We start from the raw sequence: 7,879 nt of genomic DNA, 5'->3' as shown, positions 1-7,879 counted from the left end.
CGGCGGGCGCTGCGGCGCCGCAGGCGCCAGACGCTGCCGCTGCCGCTGCCGCTGCCAAAGCGCCACGCGGCCCGCGCCCGGTGCCGCCGACGCTCGAGAAGCTTGCCGAGCTGTACCCGCAGCTGTTCGGCGCGGTGTTCCTGCCGCTCAAGCGCGGCGTCTTCCAGGACCTGCTGGCCGCCCACCCCGAGGTGTTTGAGCGCGAGGCACTCAAGCTCGCGCTGGGCATCCACACGCGCTCCACGCGCTACCTGCAAAGCGTCGCCGCCGGCCAGCAGCGCCACGACCTGCAAGGCCAGCCCGTCGAAGCCATGGCGCCCGAGCACATCCACCAGGCGCTCGTGGAAGTGCATCGCCGCCGCCAGGGCCGCAGCGGCGAAGACCTGCAGCCCAAGCTGCGCGCGCGCATCGTCGCCAACATCGAGGCGAGCGGCCTCTCGCGCGAGGACTATGCCGAGCGCGTGCGCACGCGCGACGATGCCGCCAACGCCCTGCTCGACGAGGCGCTGGCCGAGCTGGCCGCCAAAAGGGCGCGCGAAGAAGCCCTGCTGCGCACCTTCGAGGCCAGCGGCAAGGCGGTGGAAGAGTTTGCCGACATGTACGGCATGGACCCGCGCACCGTGGCGCGCACGCTGCACAGCGCGCGCAGCCGGGCAGCGGCGGCCGCGGCCGCGCCGCCAGCAGCCCCCGCCGCTGAGGTGAGCGAGTTGCCGGTGGCGCCTGCGGACCCTGAGGCGCTATAAAAAAAGGACTGCAAGCGCTGGCTGGGCCAGCGCTGCAGCCCGATGGGGCATCAAAGCGGGGTGGCCGCCGGCGCTACAGCCAGCCCGCCTTGCGAAAGCGCCAGTACAGCAGCACCCCGGTGGTGAAGATCACCGACAGCGCGACCGGGTAGCCGTACCGCCAGTGCAGCTCGGGCATGCCCGTAAAGTTCATGCCCCAGATGCCCGCCAGGGCGGTCGAGGCGGCAAAGATCGCGGCCCAGGCGGCCAGCCGCTTGGTGGTTTCCGACTCCTCGATCGTCACCATCGACAGGTTCACCTGGATGGCCGTGCCAATGGTGTCGCGCACGGCATCGGTGGCGCCGCTGATGCGCGTGACGTGGTCGTGCACATCGCGAAAATACTCCTGCACCCCGGCGCACACGCTGGGCACGCGCCCGCCGTGCAGCTTGCCCAGCACGTCGAGCAGCGGCACCACCGCATGGCGCAGCGCGCCCGTGCGGCGCTTGAGGTCATAGAGCCGTTCGATGTTGCCGCGCGCCGCGCCGCGCGTGAAGATCTGCTCCTCCACGCCTTCGAGCCCGGACTCGAAGCCATCGAGCACCGGAAAGTAGCGATCGACCACGGCGTCCATCAGCGCATACAGCACGAAACCGGCGCCGTTCTTGAGCAGCTCGGGCTCGCGCTCGCAGCGCTCGCGCACGTCCTGAAAGCCGTGCGCGCTGTGGCTGCGCACCGAGAGCACAAAGTTGGGCCCGGCAAACACCGCCAGCTCGCCGAGCTGCTCGTCGCTGCCCTCCTGCAGGGCCGGGCCGAGCAGGTGCATGACGACGAACACCATGCTGCCGTACTCCTCGATCTTGGGGCGCTGGTGGCCCTTGCGCGCGTCCTCCACGGCCAGCTCGTGCAGGCCGAATTCTTCCTGCATCTGCGCCAGCTCGTCGGCACCAGGGTCCTGCAGCGCCACCCAGACAAAGCAGCCGGGGCGGGCCAGCCAGTCGCTGATGTCGTCCATGTGGATGTCGGCGAGCTTGCGGCCGTTCTCGTAAGCCACGCAGTTGATGATCATGTTGGCGGTAGGGGCGAAGGGGTTGCGGGAGGATGGCCGAGGGCAAGGGCGGCGCAGCGCGCCGTCAGGCGGCCAGCGCCGCCTCGATGTCGGCTGCAAGCCTGGCGGGCGCGTCCTGCGGCGCATAGCGGCGGATGACGCGGCCGTCGCGGCCCACGAGGAATTTGGTGAAGTTCCACTTGATGGCCTTGCTGCCCAGCAGGCCCGGCGCCTCGGCCGTGAGCCAGCGGTAGAGCGGGCTTGCGCCCTCGCCGTTGACCTCGATCTTGGCCATCATCGGAAACTCGACGCCGTAGTTGCGCTGGCAGAAGCTGGCGATCTCGCCGTTGCTGCCCGGGTCCTGATGGCCGAACTGGTTGCACGGAAAGCCCAGCACCACCAGGCCCTGGCCGGCGTACTGCTGGTGCAGCGCCTGCAGCCCGGCCAGCTGTGGCGTGAAGCCGCAGGCGCTGGCGGTGTTGACGATCAGCAGCACCCGGCCCTCGAACTGCGCCAGCGGCACGCGCTGGCCGTCGATGCGCTGGGCTTCAAAGTCGTAGATGCGGTCCATGGCGGGCTCCTGTGGGGGGTGACCGGCCATGGTAGCGGCTCAGTGCGCCGCAGCGCGGCGGTGCGGCAGGATGGCCAGCAGCGCGGCCAGCAGGATCAGCGCGCCACCGGCCAGCGTGCGCGGCGCCAGCACGGTGGCCGCGAGCAGCCACGAGGACGCGCTGGCGAACACCACCTCGCTGAGCATCACCAGTGCCGTGGTGCCGGCGGCCAGGCGCGAGGCGCCAAACTGCAGCGCATGGTTGCCCAGCCAGAAGGCCAGCGCCAGCCCGAGGGCCACCAGCGCCCAGCCCAGGGCCGGGGCAGGCGGCGCCGTGACCACGCCGGCCGCCAGGCCCAGGCCGGCGCTGATCGCGGCCATCAGCGCGCCGCCGCCGAACATCGCCAGCATGCGCGCCGGGCCCGGCACCTGGCGCAGGCGCCGCAGCGTGACGTTGGTGAGCGCGAACGTGAAGCCGCCGCACAGCGCCAGCAGGTCGGCGCCCGACAGGCCCGACGCGAACTGCGCCAGCGTGGCGCCCGGCGGCAGCACCACCAGCGCCACGCCGGCGAATGCCAGCACCAGCCGCAGCACGGCCAGGCGCGTGGGCGCCTCGCCCAGCCCCTTCCAGGCCAGCAGCACCGACCAGGCCGGCATCAGATAGAACAGCAGCACCACGCGCACCACGTCGCCCATGGTCACCGCCCAGTTGAAGCACACGTTGGTCAGCCCCGAGGCCAGCGCCAGCAGCCACAGGCCGCGGTGCGGCAGCGCCAGCCGCAGCACGCCCGGGCGCAGGGCCAGCAGCGAGGCCAGCGCCAGCCCGTACATCAGCGCCGTGGCCCACAGCGGGTGCAGGCCGGCGCCGTGCAGGGTGCGGAACGGCCACCACGACAGACCCCACACCAGCGCGTTGAACAGCAGGGCCAGGACCGGAAACAAGGAATGCATGGAATAGGGCTCAAACGCTTGCTGTGCAAGCGCTGCAAGCTATCAAAACAGGAGTTTTGCCGGCCGGACTGGAGGTGGCTGGGAAAGACACCGCAGGGGGCACTGCGCGCCGGCGCCGTGCTAGTGCAGGTGGTCGTGGCGCGCGATGCGGATCAGGTGCGCGACCTCTTCGCCGTGGTGCGCACAATTGTGCAGGTGCCAGCGCCGGATCAGCCACATCGCGCCCGCCACCACCAGGCCGAACACCGTGATGGCGCCGAACACCGACAGCCCCAGCTTGAGCGACAGGCTGTAGAGCGCGCCCAGCCCCAGGATGGCCGCCTGCTCGTTGAAGTTCTGCACCGCGATCGAGCGGCCCGCGCCCATCAGGTTGTGGCCGCGGTGCTGCAGCAGCGCGTTCATCGGCACGACGAGGAAGCCGCCCAGCCCGCCCAGCAGGATCAGGAACGGGATCGCCAGCCAGAGGGTGTCGATGAACACCATCAGGATCAGCAGCAGGCCCATCGCGATGCCCAGTGGGATCACGCGCGTGGCCATGTCCAGGCGCATGCGCATCGAGGCCAGCACCGCGCCCACGGCAGTGCCGATGGCGACCACGCCGGTCAGCGCCGACGCCTGCGTGGTCGAGTAGCCCAGCGCCACTGCGGCCCAGGCCAGCACGATGAACTTGAGGTTGCCGCCCGCGCCCCAGAACAGCGTGGTGGTGGACAGCGAGATCTGGCCGAGCTTGTCGCGCCAGAGGCGGCCGTTGCAGATCCAGAAGTCGGGCAGCAGCGCCAGCGCGTTGGCCAGCACGCCCTGCTGCGGGTTCTGGCGCAGCGGACGCATCTCGACACCGGTGTGCGGGATGCGCAGGTTGAACCAGGCGGCCACCGCATACACCAGGATGAGCGTGGCAATGGCCGCGTCGGCGGGGCTCTCGATGCCGGTGTCGATCAGCGGAATGTCGATGGACAGCAGCATTTGCGACAGGTGGTGCCCCACCAGCTGCCCGCCCAGCAGCACGCCCAGGATGATCGACGCGATCGTCAGCCCCTCGATCCAGCCATTGGCCTTGACCAGCTGCGAGGCCGGCAGCAGTTCGGTCAGGATGCCGTACTTGGCCGGCGAGTAGGCCGCCGCGCCCAGGCCCACGACGGCGTAGGCGATCAGCGGGTGCGAGCCGAACAGCATCATCAGGCAGCCGACGATCTTGATGGCATTGCTCACGAACATCACGCGGCCCTTGGGCAGGGCGTCGGCGAAGGCGCCCACGAACGGCGCGAGGACGACATAGAACAGCGCGAACATCGGCACCAGGGCGGCACGCTGCCACTCCGCGGCCCCATTGGTGCGGAGCAGTTCCACGGCGGCTACGAAAAGGGCATTGTCTGCCAGCGAGCTGAAAAACTGCGCCGACATGATGGTGTAAAAGCCGCGCTTCATCGAATGGCTGCAAGTCCATCAGCTGCGCTGATGGTCTGGTAAATGTGGAACCCCGGAACGAGTGACTGGCGGTTATATCACGCGCCTTCCGCGGGGCGATGCCAGAATCATGGGCATCTTCCCTGACGCTTCCGCCATGCCCCGCCCCATCCACGCCCGCATCCACACCGCCGCCCTGCAGCACAACCTGGCACGGGCGCGCCGCGCCGCGCCCGATGCCAAGGTGTGGGCCGTGGTGAAGGCCAACGCCTACGGCCACGGCATCGAGCGCGCGTTCGACGGCCTGCGCGGCGCCGACGGCTTTGCGCTGCTCGACCTCGACGAGGCCGAGCGCGTGCGCCGCCTGGGCTGGCGCGGGCCCATCGTGCTGCTCGAAGGCGTGTTCGAGCCGCGCGACCTGGAGCTGTGCTCGCGCCTCTCGCTGTGGCACGCCGTGCACTGCGACGAACAGATCGACATGCTGGCCGCGCACAAAACCCAGGTGCCGCACCGCGTCTTTCTCAAGATGAACTCGGGCATGAACCGGCTGGGCTTCACGCCGCAGCGCTTTCGCAGCGCCTGGGCGCGCCTGAACGCCCTGCCCCAGGTCGATGAGATCTCGTTCATGACCCACTTCAGCGATGCCGATGGCGCGCGCGGCATCGCCCACCAGGTGGCGGTCTTCAACGCCGCCACGCAGGACCTGCCCGGCGAGCGCACGATCTGCAACAGCGCCGCCACGCTGCGCCACGGCCTCGATGCGCAGGTGCGCGGCGACTGGGTGCGCGCCGGCATCGTGCTCTACGGCAGCGCCCCCGACCACCCCGAACACACCGCGGCCCACTGGGACCTGCAGCCCACGATGACGCTGGCCACGCGCCTCATCGGCACGCAGCAGCTGCAGGCCGGCGACACCGTCGGCTACGGCTCGCGCTTCACCGCAGACGGCCCCACCACGATCGGCGTGGCCGCCTGCGGCTATGCCGACGGCTACCCGCGCCACTGCGACACCGGCACGCCGGTGCTGGTGGGCGGCGTGCGCACACGCCTGGTCGGCCGCGTCAGCATGGACATGGTCACCGTGGACCTGAACCCCGTCCTCGCCGCCGGCGTGGACGCCGGCATCGGCAGCGAAGTCACGCTGTGGGGGCGCGCCCAGAGCGGCGCCGTGCTGCCGATCGACGAAGTGGCCCAGGCTGCGGGCACCGTCGCCTACGAACCCATGTGCGCGCTCGCGCCGCGCGTGCCGGTGGCGGCAGACTGACCACCCGCCCCCGCGGCACTGCCGCGACGGCAGGCCCACGGCAGCGTTGATTTGCTCCTTTTCCAGGAGCTGCAAACGCTGGATGGATCTGCACTAGGGGCTGTTTTGCCTGTTTTTGGTGGCGCCGGCGAGCGCCCTGCGCGGCCCGCGTGGCCCGCGCCAAGGTGACGCGCGCCGCAAAGGCGCGCATACTCAAATCCATGCGTCCGAGCCTGTCGACCCTTGCGCCGCTGTCGGTGGCGCTGTTGTGCGCCCTTGCCGCGGGCCCGGCGCGGGCGCAGGAGCGCTTGCCCGAGAGCAGCTTGGCGGCCAGCCTGCGCGAGCAGGCCATCGCCTACGAACACGGCGAAGGCGTGGCGCGCGACCCGCTGCGCGCGGCCGCCCTGTACTGCACGAGCGCGCGGCTGGGCGACATGCTGGCCCAATACAACCTCGGATGGATGTACGCCCACGGGCGTGGCGTGGCGCGCGATGATGCGACGGCGGCGTTCTTCTTCCACGCCGCCGCCGAGCAGGGGCTCGATGTGGCCACGCGCATGCTGCAGGTCGTCGGCGGCGCCACCGGCGAGGTGCCCGCGTGCATGCACCCCCCGCCGCCCGCGCCGCTCGAGGCGGCCTTGCCCGGCGTCGACTACCAGGCGACGGCGCCGCGCAAGATCGTGGCTCTGGTGCTCAAGATGGCGCCGCAGTACCAGGTCGAGCCGCAGCTGGCGCTGGCCATCATTGCTGCCGAATCCAACTTCAACCCGCAGGCGCTGTCGCCCAAGAACGCGCAGGGCCTGATGCAGCTGATTCCCGAGACCAGCGAGCGCTTCAACGTCAAGAACCCCTACGACCCGGCGCAGAACCTCCGCGGCGGCCTGAGCTACCTGCGCTGGCTGCTGGCTTATTTCGAGGGTGACGTGGCGCTGGTGGCCGCCGCCTACAACGCGGGCGAGGGCAAGGTCGAGCGCTACCGCGGCGTGCCGCCCTACCTCGAAACGCGCGCCTACGTGCAGCGCATCTTGAAATCGGTCGGCGCTGCCGCACACCCGTTCGACCGCCGCGTGACGCAGCCCTCGCCGGTGCTGGGGCGCATCAGAACGGTGGCGCAGCCCCTTCCCGCGCCCGCGCGGGGGCGCATCCGCGTGGTGCTGCGCGGGCCCGGATAGACCGTGCCCCCGTTCCAGGGTCCCTGGGCGCTGCGCGCCCGGTCAGCGCCGGGCGGTCTCTGGGCGCTGGAACTGCCGCGCCACGAACGTCCAGACCAGGCGCGTGGCATCGGGCCCCGCGGCATCGCTGAACGCCAGCTTGCCGCCGCCGCCGCTCCAGGCGTGGCCCAGCCCCTCGATCTGGCACAGCGACACCTGGACCTGTCCCTCGCGCCGGTAGTCGGTCACGCGCATGGGGTAGCGCTGGCCGCGCTGCAGCGTGCGCTCGGGGCCCGGCGCAGCGCCCGAGGCCAGCGCCCAGATGGCTGCGCTGGTGCGCGCATTGCTGGCCGCGACCACATGGTCGGCCTCGCCGTGGATCACCAGCAGCGGCGGCAGGTCCAGGCCCAGGCCCGCGGCATTCCGCAGCTGGCCTACCGCGTGTGCCGCCCGGGCGACGCCGCGCTGCCCGCGCATCGCGCCCAGCGCCGTGGCCGGGGAATGGGCGAGGCCGGGTGAAACCCCCGAATGCATGGCCACGGCCTGAAAGCGCGCCGGATAGCGGCTGGCCAGCAGGGCCGCCATGCTGGCGCCGGCCGACAGGCCCACCACGGCGACGCGCTGGCGGTCGGCCGCGTGCCACAGGATCACCTGCTCGAGCAGCACCATCAGGGTCGCTGCCTCGGCCAGCGCCTTGCCCGAGCGCAGTTCAAACCAGTTCCAGCAGCCCTGCGCCTGGGCCAGACGGTCCTGCTCGGGGTAGAGCACCAGGCAGCGCTCGCGCGTGGCCACGCGGTTCATGCGCGTGCT

General features: G+C 71.0%; 8 protein-coding genes. 3 read left to right on the top strand and 5 right to left on the bottom strand.

Translation table 11 applies throughout. From position 1 onward, the window contains the following. A partial coding sequence (locus B2J89_RS16635; RefSeq protein ID WP_240965055.1) for a ProQ/FINO family protein occupies window positions 1–743 on the top strand: 743 nt, incomplete at its 5' end. A 73-nt stretch (window positions 744–816) separates the two neighbouring features. Here the strand turns inward: B2J89_RS16635 and B2J89_RS16630 are convergent. The 4 genes from B2J89_RS16630 to lplT form a co-directional block, all read right to left on the bottom strand. Next, window positions 817–1,791, bottom strand: a complete 975-nt coding sequence (locus B2J89_RS16630; protein ID WP_169170139.1) for a magnesium and cobalt transport protein CorA — start codon at window positions 1,789–1,791, stop codon at window positions 817–819. Window positions 1,792–1,855: 64 nt separating this feature from the next. Next, a complete protein-coding gene (locus B2J89_RS16625) occupies window positions 1,856–2,341 on the bottom strand; it encodes a glutathione peroxidase (protein ID WP_169170138.1) in 486 nt (161 codons plus the stop codon). Window positions 2,342–2,380: 39 nt separating this feature from the next. Next, entirely contained in the window at window positions 2,381–3,271 is an 891-nt protein-coding gene (locus B2J89_RS16620) for a DMT family transporter (protein ID WP_169170137.1), read from the bottom strand. Between the two features lie 120 nt (window positions 3,272–3,391). Continuing rightward, window positions 3,392–4,696, bottom strand: a complete 1,305-nt coding sequence (gene lplT / locus B2J89_RS16615) for a lysophospholipid transporter LplT (protein WP_169170136.1) — start codon at window positions 4,694–4,696, stop codon at window positions 3,392–3,394. Window positions 4,697–4,832: 136 nt separating this feature from the next. Here lplT and alr point away from each other — a divergent pair, with 136 nt between their 5' ends. Further along, window positions 4,833–5,939: an alanine racemase gene (gene alr / locus B2J89_RS16610; RefSeq protein WP_169170135.1), complete on the top strand. Its 1,107-nt coding sequence runs from the start codon at window positions 4,833–4,835 to the stop codon at window positions 5,937–5,939. Window positions 5,940–6,139: 200 nt separating this feature from the next. After that, window positions 6,140–7,090 carry a lytic transglycosylase domain-containing protein gene (locus B2J89_RS16605; RefSeq protein ID WP_169170134.1) on the top strand — a complete coding sequence of 317 codons (951 nt, stop codon included), beginning with the start codon at window positions 6,140–6,142 and terminating at the stop codon, window positions 7,088–7,090. A gap of 42 nt (window positions 7,091–7,132) precedes the next feature. Here the strand turns inward: B2J89_RS16605 and B2J89_RS16600 are convergent. Continuing rightward, a partial coding sequence (locus tag B2J89_RS16600) for a PHB depolymerase family esterase (protein WP_240965054.1) occupies window positions 7,133–7,879 on the bottom strand: 747 nt, incomplete at its 5' end.

The sequence above is a fragment of the Acidovorax sp. SRB_24 genome (assembly GCF_012931925.1).
This window is presented reverse-complemented; position numbering and strand designations above follow the sequence as displayed.

Excerpts from the sequence above, each read along its gene's own strand:
- B2J89_RS16630 (WP_169170139.1), bottom strand. The coding sequence starts at position 1,791 with ATGATCATCAACTGCGTGGCTTACGAGAACGGCCGCAAGCTCGCCGAC.
- B2J89_RS16625 (WP_169170138.1), bottom strand. The coding sequence starts at position 2,341 with ATGGACCGCATCTACGACTTTGAAGCCCAGCGCATCGACGGCCAGCGC.
- B2J89_RS16620 (WP_169170137.1), bottom strand. The coding sequence starts at position 3,271 with ATGCATTCCTTGTTTCCGGTCCTGGCCCTGCTGTTCAACGCGCTGGTG.
- lplT (WP_169170136.1), bottom strand. The coding sequence starts at position 4,696 with ATGAAGCGCGGCTTTTACACCATCATGTCGGCGCAGTTTTTCAGCTCG.
- alr (WP_169170135.1), top strand. The coding sequence starts at position 4,833 with ATGCCCCGCCCCATCCACGCCCGCATCCACACCGCCGCCCTGCAGCAC.
- B2J89_RS16605 (WP_169170134.1), top strand. The coding sequence starts at position 6,140 with ATGCGTCCGAGCCTGTCGACCCTTGCGCCGCTGTCGGTGGCGCTGTTG.